Annotated in this window: 16 protein-coding genes and 3 pseudogenes; 10 read left to right on the plus strand and 9 right to left on the minus strand. The window is 68.6% G+C overall.

Annotated elements, in window-relative coordinates; translation table 11 throughout:
- Positions 1-90 precede the first annotated feature (90 nt).
- Positions 91-189, minus strand: coding sequence for an MYXO-CTERM sorting domain-containing protein (locus ACIBI9_RS56775; protein WP_397235847.1), 99 nt, complete (start codon positions 187-189; stop codon positions 91-93).
- Positions 190-1398: 1209 nt separating this feature from the next.
- Between ACIBI9_RS56775 and ACIBI9_RS56780 the strand changes: the two genes are divergently transcribed.
- The 3 genes from ACIBI9_RS56780 (at position 1399) to ACIBI9_RS56790 (ending at position 5369) form a co-directional block, all read left to right on the plus strand.
- A complete protein-coding gene (locus ACIBI9_RS56780) occupies positions 1399-1623 on the plus strand; it encodes a hypothetical protein (RefSeq protein WP_397235758.1) in 225 nt (74 codons plus the stop codon).
- A 1623-nt stretch (positions 1624-3246) separates the two neighbouring features.
- Positions 3247-4128 carry a helix-turn-helix transcriptional regulator gene (locus ACIBI9_RS56785; RefSeq protein ID WP_397235759.1) on the plus strand — a complete coding sequence of 294 codons (882 nt, stop codon included), beginning with the start codon at positions 3247-3249 and terminating at the stop codon, positions 4126-4128.
- Positions 4129-4493: 365 nt separating this feature from the next.
- Positions 4494-5369, plus strand: a complete 876-nt coding sequence (locus ACIBI9_RS56790; protein ID WP_397235760.1) for a helix-turn-helix transcriptional regulator — start codon at positions 4494-4496, stop codon at positions 5367-5369.
- Between the two features lie 454 nt (positions 5370-5823).
- On the opposite strand, the gene ACIBI9_RS56795 is transcribed toward ACIBI9_RS56790, so the two are convergent.
- Complete coding sequence (locus ACIBI9_RS56795) at positions 5824-6123, minus strand: Atu4866 domain-containing protein (RefSeq protein ID WP_397235761.1); 300 nt, start codon at positions 6121-6123, stop codon at positions 5824-5826.
- Between the two features lie 1021 nt (positions 6124-7144).
- On the opposite strand from ACIBI9_RS56795, the gene ACIBI9_RS56800 reads away from it, so the two are divergent.
- The 5 genes and pseudogenes from ACIBI9_RS56800 to ACIBI9_RS56820 all read left to right on the plus strand — a co-directional run bounded on the left by ACIBI9_RS56800 (position 7145) and on the right by ACIBI9_RS56820 (position 11242).
- Positions 7145-7228 (plus strand): Atu4866 domain-containing protein, encoded by an 84-nt coding sequence (locus ACIBI9_RS56800; protein ID WP_397235848.1) that lies wholly within the window; start codon positions 7145-7147, stop codon positions 7226-7228.
- A gap of 230 nt (positions 7229-7458) precedes the next feature.
- Positions 7459-8850, plus strand: coding sequence for an amidohydrolase family protein (locus ACIBI9_RS56805; RefSeq protein ID WP_397235762.1), 1392 nt, complete (start codon positions 7459-7461; stop codon positions 8848-8850).
- Positions 8851-8956: 106 nt separating this feature from the next.
- Positions 8957-10186 (plus strand): MFS transporter, encoded by a 1230-nt coding sequence (locus ACIBI9_RS56810; RefSeq protein WP_397235763.1) that lies wholly within the window; start codon positions 8957-8959, stop codon positions 10184-10186.
- Between the two features lie 280 nt (positions 10187-10466).
- A pseudogene (locus ACIBI9_RS56815) lies at positions 10467-10607 on the plus strand (oxidoreductase); the annotation flags it as partial.
- Between the two features lie 137 nt (positions 10608-10744).
- On the plus strand, positions 10745-11242 hold the full coding sequence (locus ACIBI9_RS56820) for a DinB family protein (RefSeq protein WP_397235764.1): 498 nt from the start codon (positions 10745-10747) through the stop codon (positions 11240-11242).
- 40 nt (positions 11243-11282) lie between these two features.
- On the opposite strand, the pseudogene ACIBI9_RS56825 reads toward ACIBI9_RS56820, so the two are convergent.
- A pseudogene (locus ACIBI9_RS56825) lies at positions 11283-12411 on the minus strand (IS630 family transposase).
- A gap of 154 nt (positions 12412-12565) precedes the next feature.
- Between ACIBI9_RS56825 and ACIBI9_RS56830 the strand changes: the two are divergent.
- Positions 12566-12928, plus strand: a complete 363-nt coding sequence (locus tag ACIBI9_RS56830; RefSeq protein ID WP_397235851.1) for a hypothetical protein — start codon at positions 12566-12568, stop codon at positions 12926-12928.
- A gap of 15 nt (positions 12929-12943) precedes the next feature.
- On the opposite strand, the pseudogene ACIBI9_RS56835 reads toward ACIBI9_RS56830, so the two are convergent.
- From ACIBI9_RS56835 to ACIBI9_RS56855, 5 genes and pseudogenes are all read right to left on the minus strand, one after another.
- Positions 12944-13159 (minus strand): annotated as a pseudogene (locus ACIBI9_RS56835) (alpha/beta hydrolase fold domain-containing protein); the annotation flags it as partial.
- 742 nt (positions 13160-13901) lie between these two features.
- Positions 13902-14756, minus strand: a complete 855-nt coding sequence (locus ACIBI9_RS56840; protein ID WP_397235765.1) for a cytochrome c biogenesis CcdA family protein — start codon at positions 14754-14756, stop codon at positions 13902-13904.
- Positions 14757-14792: 36 nt separating this feature from the next.
- Positions 14793-15389 carry a TlpA family protein disulfide reductase gene (locus tag ACIBI9_RS56845; RefSeq protein ID WP_397235849.1) on the minus strand — a complete coding sequence of 199 codons (597 nt, stop codon included), beginning with the start codon at positions 15387-15389 and terminating at the stop codon, positions 14793-14795.
- Positions 15390-15598: 209 nt separating this feature from the next.
- Complete coding sequence (locus ACIBI9_RS56850) at positions 15599-17083, minus strand: class I adenylate-forming enzyme family protein (RefSeq protein WP_397235766.1); 1485 nt, start codon at positions 17081-17083, stop codon at positions 15599-15601.
- Positions 17067-18620, minus strand: a complete 1554-nt coding sequence (locus ACIBI9_RS56855; protein ID WP_397235767.1) for an NAD(P)-binding domain-containing protein — start codon at positions 18618-18620, stop codon at positions 17067-17069. The genes ACIBI9_RS56850 and ACIBI9_RS56855 overlap by 17 nt, the downstream gene beginning before the upstream one ends.
- Before the next feature lie 62 nt (positions 18621-18682).
- On the opposite strand from ACIBI9_RS56855, the gene ACIBI9_RS56860 reads away from it, so the two are divergent.
- Positions 18683-20182 (plus strand): aromatic amino acid ammonia-lyase, encoded by a 1500-nt coding sequence (locus ACIBI9_RS56860; RefSeq protein ID WP_397235768.1) that lies wholly within the window; start codon positions 18683-18685, stop codon positions 20180-20182.
- On the opposite strand, the gene ACIBI9_RS56865 is transcribed toward ACIBI9_RS56860, so the two are convergent.
- Positions 20179-21822 (minus strand): MFS transporter, encoded by a 1644-nt coding sequence (locus ACIBI9_RS56865; protein WP_397235769.1) that lies wholly within the window; start codon positions 21820-21822, stop codon positions 20179-20181. The two genes, ACIBI9_RS56860 and ACIBI9_RS56865, sit on opposite strands and share 4 nt — an antisense overlap.
- Positions 21823-21827 lie beyond the last annotated feature (5 nt).

A 21827-nucleotide genomic window follows, 5' to 3' on the forward strand; every position in this document is an offset into this window, starting at 1 on the left:
GACCCCGTCCGGCACCAGCCTGGCGGGGTCTTCCTTGTCGTCCATATAGACAGCGCGAATGTCGCCTACGTGGACACCTTCAGCGTCGTCCTACACCTGATCGTCCCGTCGCCGTCGCCCCAGGACAAGCCCAAGCAGACCAAGGGCCAGCCTCCCTGCCGGGTGGGACGACGGCGACGGGACGATCAGACAGCGAAGAGATGCGTTCGTGCAGCTACGGGACGCTTACTGCAGTGAAGGCCTAATCCAGGAAGGCATTACGCAAGGCCTGTTGCGTCCGGATCTACAAGGTGTGACTCGTCGTCGAGGTCAATCACCATTTCGCCGAGGAAATCGGCACCGCACTGACGGCACCCGGCTCCCTCCTCCGCGCCATTGACGACGACCTCACCTTCTGAGCCTGGGTAGCCGAGATACCACTGTCCGTGAAGCATGACCATCAGCTGCGGCCACCGCGGGTCACAGGAACACAGACTGTTCCTAGGCTCACGCGCCCAGGCAAACGGTGGTGGAGCTTCCGGGTCGAGGACGAAGTTGCCCGGATACGTCGCACCACAGTCACCACACCGGGCGGAGAAATCACCTAAGGCGGTAATCAGGCTGCCATGCTCAGATGGTAAACAGGGCACGACATAGCCGTTCATCTCCGTCACGAGCGCAGGCCATTGCGGTCTACACCGGCACGATGACCTACGTGATCTGAACAACCTCACTACTCCGCCCTCCATGTAGACCCGTGAGACGAGAGAGCCTACGCGTGGGACGTACTCAACGAGCTTTCCCATCCTCGGTTGCGGCGCACAAGATGATCAGGATCGTGCTTGGAACCACCCTCCCCGCTTCCCAAGATCCGGAATATGTCCGGAATGCATTGCAGGTGATGCCGACGAAGAGACGGCAGGGGAGCAGGTCAGGGGACCGTAGAGACCCGCAGCGGGTACGCCCTGTAAAACCGTCGGCTCAGCCTACGCAAGTTCGAACCTTGCACCTGCCACACCAAGAGGAATGGCCTCTGACCAGCTAGAACGCGGTCGGGGGCCATTCGTCGTTTCTGCCCACGATTCCCCGTGACTCCCCTTGCGTCTCCGTCGCGTAGGGCACGTGTAGGGCACGTGGTCTCCTTCACGTCCTCCCCTGCCTGATCTTCCCGTCTGCCTCGTCCACCTGTAAGGCAGCGGGCCAAGGCCCTGGGGTCAAGGCTGGAGCTCCCCACTGGAAGAACGACCTTGGCCCCAGGGCCTTGGTCTGCTGGGCTCTGCCTGGACGTGGCAGGCGGGAAGATCAGGCTCACCTCAGCCACTGATCCGGTTGGGTACCGTTCGAGATCATCCCGGAGCTGAGTCCCCGCCGGAGGCACGCTCTTGCCCGGTGTGGGAGTTCCATGGAAGATTGCGCCGCGTGGATGAGTTCAAGCGCTCGATCTGGTTCCGCGTGGCGGCAGCGATCTGGTGCTTCCAGATGGGGTGGTTCGGAGCCGGAATAGGCTTCGTGTTCGCTACGCCCAGAATGGCCTGGCCGATGTGGCATCTTCTATCGTTCTTCGCGCTCGCAGTCGTCGCGCTCATGGTCGTTGGCATCGGTAGAATTCGGCACCGCGCGTGGTCGAAGGAACATTCGCGGTAGGGGCAGTCGGTTAGCCGCGCGGCTCCCGCGCGAGAACGGCCCCCAGGCCGCACGCGCAGCGCGGGAAGGGCCGCGCGGGCGCGGCGGCGCAGCCGCCGCCTTGATACTCACAATGGCAATTCGGCAATGCATCCCGCGAAGATGGCAACGGTCGTAGCCGAAAGCTGTGCACCAGTGGGGGATCTGGAACCGCAGACTGGGCAGGCAGAAGGTCGCAGTCTTTCGGCAATCAGGAACGGGACCTCTGGAGGGCTGAATCATCAAGGTGTCGGGGCGAGCTGAACGCTTGCGGGGTCGCTTGTCTTACTCCCGCGATACTGTCTCAAGTGAGACGCAGCACCTACGGTTAGGACATGGGCCGACGTCAGCGGCGAAGAGACCGGGAGAGGGCGGAGGGCACGTCTCTCACTCCCACATACATGCAAGTACAGGACACGAGCGATCCAGAGCGCTCCAGCACCCCTGAACAGATGCGTGCTGACGCCGTTGCTGCTCTTGTCGCCCCTGGCGAAGTAAGGCGCATGATGCTTAGTCAGCTCGCCGGTATGGATGCACTTCTTCGTCCTCTCGTGGAGCAGGCAGTCAGCGCTGGCGTGCCCTACAGGCGTATCGAGGAGCTCACGGGCTATTCGCGGTCCATGCTTAGCCGGTGGGCGCGAGACATGGAACGCCACGATCCCAGCGCCATCACGCAGCAAGAGGCAATCTGAGGAGGCAATCATGGCGAGAACCGAACACACGGGCGCGCAAGAGCAGTGCGAAGACTGCGGCGGCTCCGGCTGGGACACGCTAGATCAAGTGATCTGGTGTCGTGCATGTAATGGCTCGGGCCGGCCGGAGGTCGGCTACGTGGTGGCCTTCCATCGAAAGGGCTAAGGCTGCGTACTTGGGGCGAGGGGGCACGCGTAGGGCACGGCAAGCGCGCAAGTCTGTTTTCAGACAGTCGATCAAGCGGTCTACCAGGTCGAACGGGAACGGTGGATCTTCGGAGGCCCAAGACCTGTAAAACCGTCGGCTCAGCCTACGCAAGTTCGAACCTTGCACCTGCCACACCAGCGGGAAGAGGCCCGTCACCAGCGGAAACGCGGTGACGGGCCTCTCGCTTTGTGTCCGGCTGTCTACGAGGTTCACCGATCGGTTCCAATGTGTTCCGAAAGGATCAAGTGCCGTGGGGTCATGACGCGACGCGTCGCGGCCAACACGGGCAGCTCGCGTCATGGCCACCTTGGCTCCCGATCCCGCGTGCTCCATGACGGTGACGAGTATTTGATTGGTGGCCGGATGGCCAGGGCTTCGCGGCCAGGTGTCCACCACGTGGATCGACTTCGGTCTGAACGGCCGCACCCATCGAGAACGACCGATCCGAGAGCTCGCCTCAGGCACGTGGGAATTGGGGGGGTGGGCCTGGCAGGACACCACGGTCCGGAGCTGGTACGGCATCGACAGCTATATGTACATGCCGCACATCCCGACAAGGCACTGCCCCGAATCCGTTGAATGGGCTGCAACCGCTGCCATCGTCAGATGAACGAGGTCGCGGTTGTCCAGGGTGCGCTGTTCCTAGGTGAAGTGCGCCCCCCTTCGCCCCCACGACAAGGCAGTGCGGAGCCCTAGCCTCGACATATGGACACAGACAAGGACCCCGCCGCCGAAAACGCGCTGGGAGGTTTCCTCCGCGCACGGCGTGCCCGACTGAGCCCCGAAGACGTGGGAATTCCTACCTCCGGTCGTCGCAGGGTGCCCGGTCTGCGCCGTGAAGAGGTCGCCACGCTCGCCGGGGTGAGCTCCGACTACTACATGCGCCTGGAACAGGGCCGCGAACGGCACCCGTCGCAGCAGATACTCGAGGCCGTCGGGCGAGCCCTGCAACTGGACGACGAAGCGGTGGCCCACCTGTATCGCGTGGCCACCCCGGCCACCCGCCGTACGCGCCGCGCGCCGCGCGTCGAACGTGTCGCCCCGCACCTGCGGCGACTCCTCGACACGTGGAGCGAGACGCCCGCCTTCGTCCTGGGCCCCGCCTTGGACATCCTGGCCTGCAACCGGCTCGCAGGCGCCCTGTACGCCGGCTTCACCTACTCCGACAACCTGCTGCGCATGACGTTCCTGGACCCGGCCGCGCGGCACTTTTACCGCGACTGGGGCCGGGCCGCCGAGTCGGCCGTGGCGACACTGCGGCGGGCGGCCGGTATCGACCCCGAGGACCCGCGGTTGAGCCAGATCGTAGGCGAACTGTCCATGAAAAGCGCCGACTTCCGCGTTCTGTGGGCGCGCCACGACGTGCGCGGCAAGACCCGCGAGGCCAAGCTCTTCCACCACGCCCAGGTCGGCGACCTGGAATTGCACTACGAGTCCTTCACCGTCAACAGTGCCCCCGCCCAGCAGCTCGTCGTCTACCAAGCCGAACCGGGCACCACCTCCGCCGACGCCCTCGCCCTGCTCGGCTCGCTCAGTGCCGGCCCCGTGCCCGCACAGGACACGGCGACGGGCGCCGTCTCCGACTGAATACGCGCTCGCGGCTGTGAGAGGACCCGGCCCAGCCCCGCGCTTCCTGGGTGTGCCAGGGCTACGTCCACCGCTCCCCACCCCGGGTGGACGCGAAGGAGAATGACGCCATGATCCAGCCGGTGGAGCCGGGAGAGTTGCTCCGTTTGTGCCTCGGCCGCCTCACCCGGCCAAGGCGGGAGTGCCGATGGCCTTCCGGCGGGGCATGCCGGGTCTGCGCGGTGAGGTACCGATCACGCCGGGCACCTCGGACCGGGCCCTGCGGCCTGAATCCTGTAAACGGCCGACCCCGCGGGTGCGGCATGGCCGGACGCTTGGATGTCCCGTCCACCGACGGCCGGCATCCCCTCCACTAGGTTGGAGTCATGAGCGACAGCACTCCTTTGGGAGACTTCCTCAGAGCACGGCGCGAAGCCCTCAAGCCGCAGGACGTGGGCCTGCCGGAGCACGGGCGCAGGCGGGTGCCGGGGCTGCGCCGCGAGGAGGTCGCCATGCTCGCGGGCGTGAGCTCCGACTACTACATGCGCCTGGAACAGGGCCGGGAGACCAGCCCGTCGCCCCAGGTGATCGACGCGATCGCCGCCGCCCTCCACCTCGACGACGAGGCACACGACCACCTGCGCAGACTCACCCGGGCACCCCAGGAGCGCCGCAGCGCTCCCGCCGGTCACGACAGGGTCAGCCCCCAGCTTCTGCAGCTGATCGACAGCTGGCCAGACACCCCCGCCTTCATCCTGGGACCGGCCCTGGACATCCTGGCGCACAACGCGCTCGCCGCGGCCCTGCACAGCGGATTCCAGCGGTTCGACAACCTGGCCCGCATGGTCTTCCTGGACCCGGCCGGGCGCACCTTCTACCAGGACTGGGACAAGGCCGCGAACTCGTGCGTGGCCGAACTGCGCGCGGCCTACGGATACGACCCCGATTCCCCGCGGATCAACGAAGTCGTCGACACGCTCTGCGCGAAGAGCCCCGAATTCGCCAAACTGTGGGCACGGCACGAGGTGCAGGGCAAGACCCAGCAGGCGAAGAACCTCGCACACCCCGAGGTCGGCGCTCTGGAGATCCAGTTCTCGGCCTTCACCGTCAACGATGCCCCGCACCAGCAGCTGGTCGTCTACCAGGCCGAGCCAGCGAGTGCCACCGCGGCTGCCTTCGCCGAACTCCGGCCCCGCGCCGACCGAGGGGAATCCGCACAGGTGGTGCAGGAAGAATCCGGCTGGGCTCTCAGCGACACCTGACTTCCTATTTGCGCGCATACGAAATGGGCCCACGACCACCAAGGAGAATCGGCCCCGAGCTGATGACACCGCCCATCGCTCGGAGCGGTGGGGACGGCGAACGGCTCGGGCCTGGCCGGCGGTGGAACGGACGATGATCTCGCTGACATCGACGTGGCGGGGTGATCGATAGCAAAGGCGATCGCCGCCGCGCTGAATGCGGCCGCGATCGTGATTTTGCTGCACAGATCGGCGGTGCGCGGATCGCGGACCCTTATCGCATCGAGCCATGGCCGAGCCGTTGTTCCATGGCCTGAAGCGGGAGTCGCCACACGGACATCGCCGGACGTTCGAATGCGCACATGCGGCTTGAGCTGTTTTGCCGGCTGGCGTACTGCAACCCGCACCGTCGGCATCCCGTTCCCGGCGCCAGTGCCTGGAACGAACAGCTCCGACAAGAATTCCGCGTGACCTGTCAGCCGCGCGGCAGGATGCCTCCCTGCCGGGCGCGCTCGTCGCCCTCGCGGTAGAGCACCAGGTGCTCGTGGAAGAGAACGCCGTCGCGGATGTCGCCGGTGGCGGTGAAGCCGGTGTCGTCGACGTAGTCGATGTGGTTGCCGGTGACGGTGTAGCGGCCGGTATAGGCGCTCTGACGATTTCCGCGGGCCTCGTCGTAGCGGCCGTCCGGCAGCAGTTCCTGGCGGATGAATCCGTCCGCGGTCACCCACATCCCGACGTACGGGTGGGGGTCGCGGGGCGTGTCGTTGCTGGTCATGGCTCCATGGTTGGCCCGGCGGCCGGTGGCAACCAGGCCGCCGTCTCCCCAGGTGCGGGCTTCCTGGGGGCGGCGCACCCACCGTCGCGAGCGGAACGGCGCAGCGAAATCAGGTGCCGAAACAGGCGAGTCCCCCGGATGCGGCGAACCCGGAACGTGCGAGGGTCGTGACCACGTCCCTCCCGCTGTGGCTGTGACATCACCACCACTCGATGCTGGCTCCTCTCCGCACCGGCAGCCCGTCCGAGCCGCCCCTGGGGCCCCGTTGCGGGCCGGCGGGCCCACCATGGGGGCCGCGCACCTGGGGATACGGCGGCCTGGTTCCGATTCCGTCGCGCGACGAACCTGATGGTCACGCAGCTGCTGCGACTGCCGAGCATCTCCTCGTAGCAGCACCGGCGCTCGCTTCGTGCGTCGGGCAGACCGATGAGCCGAACTCACCTGAGGAGCACCATGACCATCACCGACACCGTGAGCTGGAACCCGAAGGCCCTCGACGAGATCGTCGCGAACGACGGTGGCCGTCCCGTCCTGTTCACCAACGCCCGGATCGTGACGATGGACCCGCTGATCGGGACCGTGACCGGTGCCGACATCCTGTTCGTCGGTTCCCTGATCGTGGGGGTCGGCCCCGCCATCGTCACCGCGGCGGAGGACGACAATGCCATCGTCGTCGACTGCACGGGCATGACCGTCGTCCCCGCCGTCGTGGACACCGTCGCGCTGGCCGGCGGACGCGGCCGCCGCTCGGAGTACGTCGCGACGCTGACCCCGGGTAACACCACCGACTTTCTGGTGGTGCCCGACGAACTCGCCGCCGATGTGCCGAGCGCGGTAGCCACCCTCATGTCCCGGCCGGAGCAGGTCCGCGCACTGGTCGCGGCCGGCAGGCCCGTCCTGTGGGCCGGCACCGACGCCCCCCGGCCGGGCCACCGCCCCCGAGGCGGGCATCCCGGCCGCACCGGACCTGACCGGCAGCCCACGGGTCGGCGTCTGGATCGACGGCGACCGCATCGACTACCTGGACGACCTCGGCTTCTGGGCCTACGGAGAGTTCAAGGGCGACGAACTGCACCACGCGGGCTACGTCATGAAGCTGAGCTGACCCGCCAGTCGGCAGATGCCGTGTGGCAAACACAGCGACCCGGCCCCTGTGCAGCCCACAGACGACCGGCTCCATGACCGTGCCCGTACACGTCCTGATCCTGGGTGCGCGAACCTGGGGAAACGGCGGCCTGGTTGCCGTAGCCCGGGCGACCAAGGCTGGAAGCCGAGCAGCACCGGCACCCCGGCAGCCCACCACTCCCTCTCCAACGTACAGAAAGAAGACACCTCATGAACGTCAACGACACCACCAGCGCCGCCGTCCTCGAACAGCTCCGGCGCCGCCCCGCAGATGAACGGCGCATCCTGTTCACCGGCGCGACCATCGTCACCATGGACCCCGACCTCGGCGTCATCGACCGCGGCGACCTCCTCGTCGAGGGCGACGCCATCACCGCCGTCGGCCCCCACCTCAGCGCCGGCGACGCCGTGGTCGTCGACGCCACCGGCACCATCCTCAGCCCCGGCTTCGTCGACACCCACCGGCACGCCTGGGAGGCTCAGCTGCGCAGGATCATGCCGGACGTCGACGACCTCGGCGGCTACGTCATGTCCACGCTGGCCGGCTACGCCACGGTCTACCGGCCCGAGGACATGTACATCGGCACGAGACTGGCCGCCCTCACCGCGATCGACAGCGGCATCACGACCATGCTCGACTTCTCCCACAACTCCCGCACCCGAGAGCACTCCGACGCCGCCATCGAGGCCCTTCGCGACACCGGCATCCGCGGCGTACACGCCTCCATGGGCCCGCACTTCGGCGACTGGGCCCGGCAGTGGCCCGGCGATCTGACGCGCATCAAGGACCAGTACTTCAGCAGCGACGACCAGCTGCTGACCCTGCGCCTGGCGACGCTCGCCACCGACGAGATCGCCGGACCGGCGCTCGCCTACGGTCCTGAACTTGCCCGCGTCGCAAAGGACTTGGGCATCGGAGTGAGCGTGGACGCCGTCTTCGGCACGTCCTCCTCCGAGGCGGTCCTGCGCTGGGCCAAGGACGGCATCCTCAGCCCGGACGTCACCCTCATCCACGCCACCGGACTGACCCCCGAGGCATGGAAGGCGATGGGGGAGACCGGCACCACCGTGGCGCTCGCCCCCACCTCCGACGCCCAGATCGGCCTGGAGACCGCGATCCCCGCCGCCGACGAGGCCCTGTCCGTCGGCATCCGCCCCGGACTGAGCATCGACGTCGAAGTCGCTCTGGCCAGCGACATGTTCACGCAGATGCGGGCCCTGCACGCCATCCAGCGGATGCGCGCCGTCAACGCCGCCTACGGCACCGACCAGCAGCCCCACCGCATCACCACCCACGACGTCCTGGACTTCGCCACCCTCCAGGGCGCCCGCACCAACGGCCTGGCCGCCGTCACCGGCTCACTCACCCCGGGCAAGAAGGCCGACCTGCTGGTCATCCAGGCCGAGGACCTCAACAACATGCCGCTCAACGACCCGATCGGCACCGTCGTGCTGGGCTCCGACGCCCGCAACATCAGCGCCGTCCTCATCAACGGCGAGCCCCGCAAATGGAACGGCCACGTCCTCGACGTCGATCTGTCCGCCCTGCGCCGCGAGGTCCACGCCTCGCGCGAGTACGTGCTGAACACCCCGACTGCCTGAGCATCCCCCTTCGTCGTCCCCCGGCCGGGGGCACCCACCGCCACCGGCCGATCGTGTCGCGTGCAAACACACGGGGCCGCTACCAGACGCCCCTTCTGGAGTTCCCATGTCCCACCCCACCACAAGCCCCAGGCGCACAGCCAGGAGCAGCACGCCCGACCAACCGCCGGGCTGGGCCCCGGCCGCCCCGACCACCGTCCTGCTGACCGCGCTCGGCGTCCTGATGGTCGGCCAGATGTACACCGTCCTGGCGCTGCTGCACCCCATGGCCACCGCGCTCGGCACCACACCCGGGCAGGCCACCTGGACGGCGACCGCGTTCGGTTTCGCCTACGCCGCCGGATTCCTCCTCTCCGGTCCGCTCTCCGACCGCTACGGACCACGCGCCGTGATCATCGCAGGGCTCGTGGCCGCCATGGCATCCACCGCCGCGGTCAGCGCCGCCCCCAACCTCCCCGCGGCCATCGCCCTGCGCAGCCTGCAGGGACTTACCGCCGCGACCTTCGCACCCTCCGCGCTCTCCTACGTCGTCCACCACATCGCGCCGCGGCGCCGCGGCACTGCCCTCACCTGCATCACCAGCGGCATGCTCGCCGCCGCCGTCGTCATGCAGATCGGCGCCCAGGCCGTCGCGGCCGGAATCGGCTGGCGCGCGGTCTTCTGGCTCGGCGCCGCCCTGATGGCCCTGAGCCTGACTCCGGTGCGCCGAGTGCTGCGACCCACCCCGCGCCACGGCACCGGCGTCGGGCTGCTTCAGGCATTCGCGGCGATGCCACGGCTGCTGCGACAGCCTCGGCTGGGCGCCCTGTACCTGTCCACCGTCGCCCTGATGTCCGCCTTCGTCGCCCTGTACACGGCGGTGGCCATCGCCGGACCGCCGAGTATCGCCGGTAACTCCTCCGCGATCCTCGCCCTGCGGGCCAGCGCACTGCCCGCCCTGGTCGCCGTCCCCCTGCTCGCCCCCGTGCTCCAACGGATCCTCGCGCCCCTGCGTGCGGTCCTCGCCTTCGCCCTGGCCGCCCTCGCCGTCGCCGCAGGCTCCTTCCTCGGCGGCCACACCGTGCCGCTGGCCATCGCCCTGCTGCTGTTCGTGGCCGCCGTCGCGGCAGCGGCACCCGCCGTCGTCGAGACCATCAACGCCAACGCCCCACACGCACGCGGTGCGGCGGTCGCCCTCTACGGATGCAGCATGTTCATCGGCGCCAGCCTGGGCCCGCAGCTCACCGGTGCTCTCACCGGGCTCGGCTTCGGCGGCATCCTGCTCGTCGTCGCCGCGGTGCTCGTCCTGGGCGTCCTCCTGGCCCTGCCGGCCCTCCGCCGCCAACGCACCACGTAGCCCTGCGCACAACGCACAGGCCGTCGGACAGACCGCCCCGGCAGCCTCGCGCTGACCGCTACTCCCGCCAAACGGCGGGCTGACCAGCGACAACCAGAAGCGCTGATGAGGAACAGTCATTGGATCTTGCTCTTGAACCAAAAACTTGAACATATGTCCTAACTGGGACTTATGGCGATCATCCGTGCATAGCAGATTGCGTCTTTAGCGTTACGGAGCGTCGCCGTGACACGTTGCTGCCACCGTCTCACCTTCGCCTGTGAACCGGTCAGGCAAGAAGGAGTTCGGCACCAACCATCTCGGCCACTTCGCCCTGACCAACCTGCTGCTGCCGCACATCCCCGACCGCGTCGTGACCGTCTCCTCCAACGCGCACAAGATCCCTGTCAGCACCCGCATCAACTTCGACAACCCGAACCTGGCGGCTGTACGTCTCCGCTAGTGCGTTGACCACATACGTTCACCGGGTCTGATGACACGCCGTTCGAGGTCCATGGCGGGTGTGCCGAGTGGCCCACCGCTTAGCCCGAGTGGCGGGGCAGCTGTTACGTTCCGGGCATGAAAACAGTCCCGTTCACCGGCGGTGAGAAGGAAAGCCTCCAGGCCAGCATGGACCGGCATCGCGACGCGGTGCTGTGGAAGATCGAAGGCCTGGACGACGAGGCGCTGCGACGCTCCATGACCCCGTCCGGGACGAACCTCCTGGGCCTGGTCAAGCATCTGGCGGCCGTCGAGTACTGGTGGTTCGCCGACACGTTCGGGCAGGAGCACGAGGAACTCCCGTTCGACGACGATGACGAGGACGCCGACCTGCGCGTCGACCCCGGCGAGACCACGGCCGACGTCCTCGCCTTCTACGCCCGCGCCCGCGCGTCCTCGGACGAGGTCATCGAGAAGTTCGGCCTCGAGGACCTCGGCACCAACGAGCGCGGCGAGAAGATGACGCTGCGCTGGGTGCTCATCCACATGATCGAGGAGACCGCCCGGCACGTCGGCCACATGGACATCGTGCGCGAGCTCATCGACGGCGCGAGCGGCGACCACCGGCGCGCCTAGTGCTGTGAGCGGAGACGATCACCAGGTTGGGTGAGGATTTTCAGGCGGCCGGTGCGAGGGGCCGGCCGCCCCAGCGGAGACGGCGTGGGCTGCCAGCACATCGGGGTGGCGGGCATGGGCGTTGCGCCAGCGCAGGTAGGCATGCAGGGCCCGGGTCTGGCCGGTGTGGTTGCGGTGGTCGGAGTTGGCCAGGGTGAACTGGCGCAACGGTCCGAAGTGCGCCTCGATCGGGTTGGCCCAGGACGCGTAGGTCGGCGTGAACAGCAGCCTGACCTTGTTCTTCTCGGCCCAGGCGCGGATACGCCAGTTCTTGTGCGCTGACGGGTTGTCCAGGATGACGTAGATCGAGGCGCCGTCCGGCCGGGCGGCACAGATGGATTTCAGCGCGGCCCAGGTGGGGTTGATGCCCTTGCGGGCTCGGTTGACGCCCCATAGCAGGTCGTCGCCGACGGAGTAGCAGCCGTGGAAGTAGGTGACGCCCTGGGTGCGGCGGTAGGTGGCCGGCAGCCGGTCCGGCTTACCCGCAGGTGCCCAGCCGGATCCGGCGGTGGGCCGGATGCCCAAGGGGCCGAACTCGTCGAAGGCGAAGGCGCGTTCGGGCCGGTGGGTCAGGGCGTACTCGATTTCGTCCAGTTTGGCGTCGAGGTCGGGGTCGGGTGAGTCCTTCCAGGTCTTGGTGCGCTGGAAGGTGATCCCGGGCGGGCCAGCAGGGTGCGTAACGCCTCGCGGCCGATGGTGATGGCCCGGCCGGGCAGGCGAAGCGGGTAGTCGAGGAGTTTGCGGATGGACCAGCGGGTGAAGGGCTGGCCGAGCTTGGCAGGTCGGGTGGTGGCCGTCGCGGCGACGAAGGCTTCGTCGTCAGGACTCAGCAGGCGGGGACGGCCTCCCGCCCACTGAGGGTCCAGGCAGGCCAGCCCGATCTCGTTGTAGCGGTCGATCCCATCGCGCACGGTGTCCTCATCGGCTTGCACCAGCCGCGCGATGACCGGGACGGTGTTGCCGCCGGCCGAGGCCAGCAGGATCATCGCCCGCCGAAAGCGCACCGGGCTCATCGTGCCGCGCCGCACGATCCGCTGCAGCTTCTGCCCTTCCTGATCCGTGAGCCTGCGGCCCTTGACCGGTTGCGTCACCTGGCCGCCCGACTGCCGATCGAACGTGATCAGCACCATCCAACCGGCAGGACCGTTCTACGCGCCAACCCGTTGATCGTTTCCGGTCACAGCACTAGTTCATCGATCAGGTCACGCATCAGTCTGGCGGCCTCCTCGTCGGTCCTCTCAAGTCGGCTCATCAGTCGCCACACAGGTCAAGCTGCCGATGCTCATGGACGACGTCAGCCCGGTGTCGGGCAGAGACTCCACCGGTACGGGCATCTTCTATTTCCTGATCGTCTGCAGCCTTGCCGGCTACCTGGCCACCACCGTGCTCGCGCAGGCCGCACCGCACCTGCCGCTGCGGACGACGTACGGCATCCTCGCTGGTGCGGCCGTCATCGGCCCGCTGATCGCCTTCGGGATCGGCTCGATCTTCCTCGGCTGCTACGGCGCCAGCCTGGCGCAGATAATCGGGGTGGCGATGGCGTACACGTTCCTCTGCGGCACGATCGCGATCCTGAGCCATCAGCTCAATCATGCTGGTGATGAAGCTGTCGCCGGACTCGGTGAGGTCGACCTCCGGCGACCGTAACACCAGCGCCGCCGGCATTGGGAGCCCTTCGTCCTTGGCACGCACCAGCAGTGCGGCGGCGAGGTTGCCGCCGGCCGAGCCGCCGCCGACGAAGACGTCGGCCGGGTCGCGGACCTCCAGCAGGGCCCGGTAGACGGCCAGGCAGTCCTCCAGCGCGGCGGCATCCGGTAGTCGACGCTCCAGATAGTCATCCCGGTGTTCAGTGCGGTGTCGCTGCCGGAGCGGGCGCACAGGTCGCCGCCTGCGAAGAGGAGGGCGCCGCCGTGGATGTCGAGGTAGACCGGCCGCTCGTCGGTGGCGGGAGTGCTCTCGGGGCGCAGGATGTAGGTGTGGACACCGGCGATGTGGGTGTCCTGGACGGCGACGGGAGACGGAAGGGCGTGGTCCTCGATCCAGGTGCGGATGTAGCCGTCGTACTGCTCGACCAGCCGCAGCCAGCCGTCGATGTCATCCCGTTTGGGAAGAGAGGGCGACTGCATCGACGGCTGCGCCAGGGATCGGCGGGCTGCCTCGCAGATGCTCGGGGATCAGCGCGGGGGGCGAGTGGACGGGTTCATGAGCGTCTCCTTGATTGATGATCAGGGTGGAACGTTGGGCGGGTTGATCGCCTGGATGATGGCGCCATCCGGGTTGTAGGACAGGAGCGGAGGCGTGGCGCGAGCCTCGGCCGGGGCGTCGGTCGAGCGGTACGGGTCTGGACGATCGCCTTCATGGCTCGATGGTGGCGACCGGGATGCCGCCGCGCATCGGAACATGGGCCGCCGCCGTACGTGCCCGGATGGGATGCGAGGGTGTCTGATACCCCGAACATGATCAACTGTCGGAGGAGCCCACGCCACAAGCTCGGCGGAACGACCCTGCCAAAGGCATCGTGTGCGCACGCGGTAACGGCCGTTGTCCTGGCGGCAGGCGCAGGTCCGACGGGGCCCTCACTCGCCGGTCCAGCGGACGTCCCTGGTGCCGCGCTGCGGCATCAGCCAGTGGCCCGATCGCGCCGTCGCGCCTTGCGCAGCGCGAGCGCCCCGATGACGAGCAAAGCGAGCGCGACGACAATCCAGCCGGTGCCAAGTCCTGCCAGCCAGCCGGAGATGGTGGCCTGGACGGCTGTCGCGGTGCTGACGATCGGGTCGTCGGTCGACCCTCCGGCGAAGACGCGCAGCTCGTACCAGCCGTAATAGACGACGTACAGGCCGGCCAGGGTGAGCAGGCCGCCGCTGGCTCTGGACACATATGGCAGCAGGCGCCGCAGCCTGGTGACCACGGCGGCGCGGGCGAACGCCACCGCCAGCGACAGCACGGCGATGACCAGGCCCATGCCGAGCGCGTAGGTCGCAAAAGCGGCCACGCCGCCGAGCAGCCCGCCGCCGGACAGGGAGGCCGAGGTGACCGCGAGGAACGGCCCGACCGTGCAGGACAGGGAGGCCAGCGCATACGACAGGCCGTAGCCGTACAGGGACAGCGGCGAGGTGGTGGGGCGGCCGGTGGCCAGCCCTGGCAGGCTCAGCAGCAGTTCACGGCCGGACAGCAACCGCAGGCCCAGCCCGACCAGGACCACTCCGATGACCAGGCTCGCCCACGGCAGATAGCCGCCCACCGACACCGCCAGCGCGGTGACCGCGAGGCCGAACAGGCCGAAGACCGTGACGAATCCGGCGGTCATAGCCGCCGACAGCATCAGCGCCCGTCCGACGGGCCCGCGGCGTGCGGTCTCCTCATCGTTGATCAGCAGGGTGAGGTATGCGGGCAACATGGCGAAGCCGCACGGATTGAACGCGGCCACGGTGCCGGCAGTGAGTGCCAGGGCGAGCGGCAGATCCGCGACGCTCATGCACGCTCCTGCGGACTGGAAGAGGACATGGCCGAGTTACCGGCCAAGAAGTTCGCGGAGGTGCTCGTCCAGCTTGTCCTGGCTGAGCGGGCCCGAGGCCCTCTTGGTGGAGCCGTTCGGTTTCATGAACACGAACGTGGATTGTTCACTGACACCCAGCTTCGTCCAGACCGCGCCCTTGACGTCTGACAGGTGCACGAGGTTGCCGGTTCCGGTGCGCTGGACGAATTCCTTCATCGCCGCCTCGGTGTCCAACCCCGCGACTCCGACGAACGCGACCTCGCTGTATTTGCCGGCCGCGGTCTTGACCGCGGGCGCTTCAGAAAGGCACTTGGGACACCACGGCGCCCAGAACCAGAAGGCCACCGGCCTCCCCGCCAGGCTCGTGCCCTGGAAGGTCGCACCGTTCAGCGTCCGGGCGGAGAACTTCAGCGTGGCGGGTACGGAAGTCTTGTCCGCAGTTTCCTGCGACGTTGTCAGCGCGGGCGTCGCGGAGGTCGATGGTGACGCCATCGGGGCGGAGGGCGCAGAGGCCGACGCGGTGTCACTTGCCTGGTCCTGTCCTGGCCCGCCGCACCCGGTCACCAGCAGGGCAAGTGCCGCCGTGGCGGCCGCCGTTCGTACTGGGATCATGCCGTCCACCTTAGAAGCGCTGCTCCGCATCACTTCTTACAAGCCGATGACGGCCACGCGATCCAGTACACGCTGGCTCACGATCGGCACGACGGTCTTGACGATGACGCCCCTGGCACGCCCGCGGCGTGGCCGGAAGAGGTCCTCGGCCACCTGGGCGCTTCCACCGCGGCTTCCGCGGCCGCTCTCCCTTGCTCGCCGGACGGTCATCAAGGAGCGCTGTCCTCGGCTCGGGGTATCGCGGCCATCAGAAGGCGCTTGTCCGGTTTGCCGTTCGGCGCCGGTGGCGCCTCGTCGATGACGGTGATGGTCGCCGGGACGCATGCGCCGCCGAGCCGCTCGCCGACCAGCGTCCGCAGCGAACCAAGGTCGGGGGTACGGCCCGCGACCGGCACCACGAATGCGTGCACCGCCTCGCCGGTGTCCTCGTCCGGGGCGCCGACCACGTACGCCTCCGCGATGTCAGGGGAAGCGGCCAGGGCCCGCTCGATCGGGCCGGCGTAGTAGAGGTTCGCGTTGACGATGATGACGTCCCGTGTCCGCCCGGCCAGGTACAGCCGCCCATCGTCGTCGAAGTGGCCCAGGTCCCGGGTGCGCACCCACCCGTCGACGAACACCTCCGCGGTCTCCGTCGGCTCGGCCCAGTACCCGATGGCCTGCGCGGGTGTGCGGACGTACAGTTCGCCGTCGACGCCGGTTGGGACCGGTCTGCCGTCCGCGTCCCGGATCACGATGTCGATGACGTCGGGTGGGAACCCGACCGACGGGGGGACGTCCGACGGCGTGGCCATGGAGATCGTGCCGGTCTCGGTCTGCCCGTAGCCCTGGAACACGACGGGGCCGAGCACGTCGAGTGCCTCGCGGAGCCGGGAGGCATCCAGCGGCGACCCGGACACCATGAGCGCCCGGAGGCTGCTCAGGTCGGCCGGGGCGCGGCGCTGCGCGGCGACGAGTCCGTACAGGCGGGGCACGGTGATGACGCTGGCGGAGGCCCGATACTTGGTGATCGCGTCGGGGAACGCGGGCGGGTCGGCGACGACCATGGTCCCGCCCGCGGCAAGCGTGAGCACGCCGTACTCCATCATCACCTGGCTGCTCAGCGACCCGAACACCAGGTAGCGCTGCAGCCGGGAGGCCAGTTCGCGGATCGCCGGCGGCCACGCCGCCGGGCGGGCCGTCCACGCCGCGTTCATGGCGGCGTAGGTCTGTGCGCAGGCCTTGGGTGTGCCGGTGCTGCCGCTGGTGTAGACGAGCCGGGCGACGTCCTCCGGCTGGCCCGACAGGCGCAGCGGACCGTCCTCGTCGGACGCGGCCAGCAGCTCGGAGACGGTCAGCGTGCGCCGCGCGTGCTCCGGCCTGGTGGCCGCGTCGGTCACGACCGCGGCGATGTCCTGGTGGAGCACGTGGCGCAACTGGCTGTCGGACAGCCCGGGCCGCACACCGACGACCCGAGCTCCCACGACGTAGCCGGCGATCGTCGCGGCGAACGCCTCGGGGGTGACGCCCAGCAGCATGGCCAGGCCGTCCCCCGGCCCGACGGCCGCGGCGCGCAGCCCGGCAGCCATCCGCCGCACGAGGCCGAGCAACTGCGCGCCGGTGACGGCGCGGGCGCCGTGCTCGAAGACGGGCCGGTTCCCGGCCGCGACGAGAAGGTCCAGAACGGACCGCGGGTACGGCTCAGCCGGCGTCGGCAAGGCATTCCTTGACGAAGACGGCCAGGGGCTGCTGGTGCACCTCCGGCAGGTTCCAATGGTTCTCCAGGTTCTCGGCGAGGTGGTGGACGCCGGCCGGCGCGCCGTCCCGGTAGTGCCGCACCACCGGGTGCAGGTAGCTCGCGTCGTGGGCGTTGGCGGCGTCGTTCTCGACGACCCTCGGGATCGAGATGTCGAACGGGTCGACGGCGTCGTGGTCCTCGCCGTACTCCAGGGTGACGACGAACGTGTGCCGGGCGCGGCCGAGGCCGCCGTCGGCGACGTAGGCGACCGGTACCTCCTCCTGGTACAGCGCGGTGGCGCCGTCCACGGTGATCACGTCGCCGAGCACGCCGAACTGCTGCCACAGCGCCGAGGAACGGTTGACCCGGGCGATGATCGCGTCGCTGATGGCGTCCGGGGTGGGTTCGACCTGCTCGGCCGGCCAGGTCCCGCCGTGGTGGCGGGTGGTCAGGATCCGGTGCAGTGCGCGCACCCCGTATCGGAAGCCGTGGATGAACCCGCTGGTGGCCTTCTTGAAGTCGCGTTGCTGGGTGAGCGTGCCGGCGAAGTACAGATCGGGCACGTTGACGGACTCGTACGCCGGCGTCTGCTCGGGGAAACGGTCGTTGATGACCAGCGCGGGCCGGCAGCCGTTGTCGAACACCGAGGCGTCGAACCGGAAACCGGTGCACACGATCACCCGGTCGTAGAACAGCTCGCGCAGCGCCTCCACTGTGCGGGCGTAGCGGAACATCACCCGGTAGCGGCCGTCGTCACGGCGTTCGATGCTCTCCACCGTGCCGTCGAGGACCGTGTTCTGGGACTTCAGCTGGTAGCTGTCGAGGAAGTTGTTGTTCACCGCGCGCAGGTGCCCGACGTAGTGCGACTGCCAGGCCATCCTGACGGAGTGCGGCCCGGCGACGTGGATGACCGCGGCCTGCTCCATAAGCGCATCGGCGGTCTCGAACCCCGAGTTGCCCTTGCCGATCACCAGGACCCGCTGGTCGGCGAAGGACGCCGGGTCGGTCTCGAACGTGTCGTAGCGTTCGGCGTGCTCGATGCCGGGGATCGGCGGGACGTACAGCTGGGAGACGCCGGTGGCCATGACCAGTCGCCGGCCCTGCCACGAGCGTCCCCTGCGGTCGGTGGCGGTGAACCCTTTGTCGTCCCGGCTGATCCGGACGACATCGGTGTCGTAGTGCACCTGGACGCCGGTCGCCGCCGCGTAGTCGGACAGGTAGCGCACGAGATCGTCGGCCTGCGGGAAGTACTTCTCGCTGTAGCGGGTGAACAGCAGCTCAGGATCGTCGCTCAGCAACGAGTTCCAGTCCATCCGCAGCCGCAGCTCCGGGTCCTCGTACCCCGTGTGCACCTTGTTGATGGAGATCAGCCGGCGGTGCCGCGGGAACCGGGTGAAGAAGGTGCCCGGTCCGGCTCCGCGTTCCAGGACGACATAGTCGTGACCGCCATGTTCGAGCAGTGCGGCGAGCTGCAGCCCGGCCGGTCCGGCCCCGATGATCAGGTAGTCATGCGCCATGATCCGGAAGCTACGGACGAATTCTCAGAGGATTCTGAGAATCAGCTGTCTATGGTCCAGGCATGCTCGCCGTCGAAGGCACCATCAACCTCAGCGCTCCGCTGCGCTCAGCCGACCTGCACCGAGCCGCGGCACCGGTGTCCGTCGTGGTCGACGCGGCCGTTCGCGACCGCGTCGAGCGCGGCCGTGACTTTCTCCGCGACGTGCGGGAGGAGGAACGTCCGGTCTACGGTGCGACCACCGGCTTCGGGGCCCTGGTCGGGTTCGCCGGCCGGGAGGAGGAGGCGGACCAGTGTGACAACACCCTGGCCCACCTCGGTGCCGGGCAGGGGCCGGATCTGGCCCATGACGTGAGCCGGGCCGCGATTCTCGTACGCGTGTGGTCTCTCGCACAGGGGGTGTCCGGGGTTTCGGCGCATGTGGTGGACGGGCTCGCCGCGATGTTCGCGACGACGCTCGTCCCGGCGATCCCACGCTACGGTTCGGTCGGCGCGAGCGGGGATCTGATCCCGCTCGCCTATGCCACCCAGGCACTGCGTGGCCGGGGACAGGCGTATCTCGACGGCCGGCGGATGCCCGCGGCCGAGGCGCTGCGCCTTGCCGGGCTGACTCCGTTGACGCTCGACGGCCGGGACGCCCTCGCGCTCGTCAACGGCACGTCCCTCACCACCGCCGCGACCGCGCTGGCCCTGGACAGCGTCCGGTCCTCCCACCGCGCGGTGCAGGCGCTCACCTGTCTGCTGGTCGACACGCTCGGCTGCGACCCGGGCTTCCTCAACCCACGCTTACTCGACGCCTATGGCCATCCCGGCGCGGTCGACGTCGCCGACGGCATGCGCAAGACCCTTGCCGGGATCGTCCCGGCCGGCACGCGCGCGCTGCAGGAGCCGTACAGCATCCGCTGCTCCCCGCAGCTGCTGGGCGCCGCCGAGGACGCCCTGCGGTACGTGGACGGCGTCGTCGCGGCCGACCTGTCCGGCGTCAGCGACAACCCGCTGTTCTTCCCCGACGACGACCTGGTGGTGCACGGCGGCAACTTCTTCGGACAGCCGGCCGCGTTCGCCGCCGATGTCCTGGCGATGGTCACCGCTCAGCTCGGCAACCTCGCCGAGCGGCAGCTCGACCTCCTCGTCGACCCGGCCCGCAACGGTGGCCTGCCCCCGATGCTCGCCGCCGGGCCCGGCCGCCAGCACGGGATGCAGGGGGTACAGCTCGCCACGACCGCGTTCGTCGCCGAGCTCCGCCGCGCCGCCGTGCCGGCCAGCATGCAGAGCCTGCCGACCAACCTGCACAACCAGGACGTGGTGCCGTTCGGCACCCAGGCCGCCCTTCGCGCCTACGACATGGCCGACCTGCTGCGGCTGCTCTGCGGGTCGCTGGCGGTGGGGCTGCGGCAGGCGGCGCACGTCGGCGCCCGCCGCCCCACGGCTCCGGGCTGCGCGGCGCTTCTCGACGCCCTGGTCGAGGCGATCCCTGCGGTCGATCCCGATCGCCCGCTGGACGCCGATGTCCGCAAGGCCGCCGAGCTGCTCACCGCGATGCTCCCTCTGACGGAACACTAGTCGCCGACCGCGGCCGCCCGTGAGGTACCGGACCGGTCGGCGGACGACAGCAGTTCCTCGGCCGTGATCCGTTCGAGCTGCTTGTGCCGAGTCTCCGGGCCGAACGCGATCAGGGCGATCAGGGCCAGGGCCATCGGGATGACGCCGACGGCAGCGGTCACCCGTACCGAGGGGACCGCGACGGCGATGATCACCAGGGTCAGGATCAGCACCCCGCCGGCCTTGGTCGCGCCCGCGGACAGACCGCTGGTGCGGGCGCGGATCACGGTCGGATAGATCTCGGCGGTGTAGGCGGCGAGCACGGCGTTCAGGATGCTGATCCCCCACACCGGCACGACGAGCAGGACATACAGCAGGCCGCGGTTGGCGGCCACCTGATCGCCCAGCGCAGCGAAGGTGGCGAGCGATCCGCCCATCAGCGCGATCATCAGGATGACGGTCTTCTTACTGCTCCAGAACCCGTACAGCAGCGCGATCGGCACGCTGAACGGGAAGCCGATGATCGCGGCGTTACGGAGGATCTCACTCGCGTTCACCTCGGAGAAGCCGAGCCGCTGGAGGTTGGACGGCATCCACTGCTGGAAGCCGAACTGGGTGGTGCCGACGCTCAACCCCAGCAGGACCACGACGGCGGTCAGGCCGAGGAACGGCTTGCTGAACACCAGCCGGACGCCCTGGTTCAGGTCCCGCTCGACGGCGAGTTCCGACTGCGTCTCGACGATGGTGGCGCCGTACTTGCGCATGACCGCCCTGGCCTCCTCGTCCCGGCCGTGCATGATCAGGAAGCGTGGCGACTCCGGAATCCAGCGGTTCAGCAGCAGCAGGATGAGACCGGTGGGAAGGCCGACGAGCCACAGCAGGCGCCAGCCGAATGCCTCGGGCGCAGCCCAGGTGGAGGCCAGCCAGCTCACGATGATGTACGCGCCGGCGATGTCACTGCCGATGAGCACGATCATCCAGCCGCGATGCTTTCTCGGCACCGTCTCCGTGAGCAGCACGAAGGTGAGGGGGAGCATGCCGCCGACGCCGAGGCCCATGGCGAGACAGGTGACTAGGTTCATCCAGAATTCGGGCATCGTGCCGCACGTCGACGTCGCGATGAAGATGATCGCCGCCAGCAGGATGGACGCGCGCCGCCCGATGCGATCGCCCAGCCAGCCCCAGACGAACGAGCCGATCATGATGCCGGTGACCCCGGCAAGCGGGTAGAGGGCGACCGGCAGCGCGTCGGCCGTCGGGTTCAGCGGTCCGCGCAGCCCGTACTCCGCCGCGGCGCCGGGAACGAGGAACGCGAAGGCGGTCGGCTTCATCACATCGATCGTGATGGCGGCCGCCATGACCAGGAGCAGCCCGATGTGAGCGGGTTTGATCCGGGCGTCGTCGAGAGGGGTGATGCTCACCCTACTCAGATCGGGCCGCCTGCCCCTCGACCGCGGGAACAGGCTGTAGGCGGTGACGCCGACGCCGACGAACAGCAGGATCATGCCGATGGCCATCTCCGTCGTCACCGGCATGCCGGCCATGTGATAGCGCATGTCACGGGCCATGAAGTAGCTCGGCAGCTGTAACAGCACCCCGACCGTTGTGATCGTCACGCCGGACCAGAACGCCGGCGTATGTCCATGCGAGGCAGCCCTCATGGCGC

Source organism: Nonomuraea sp. NPDC050451 (genome assembly GCF_044458585.1).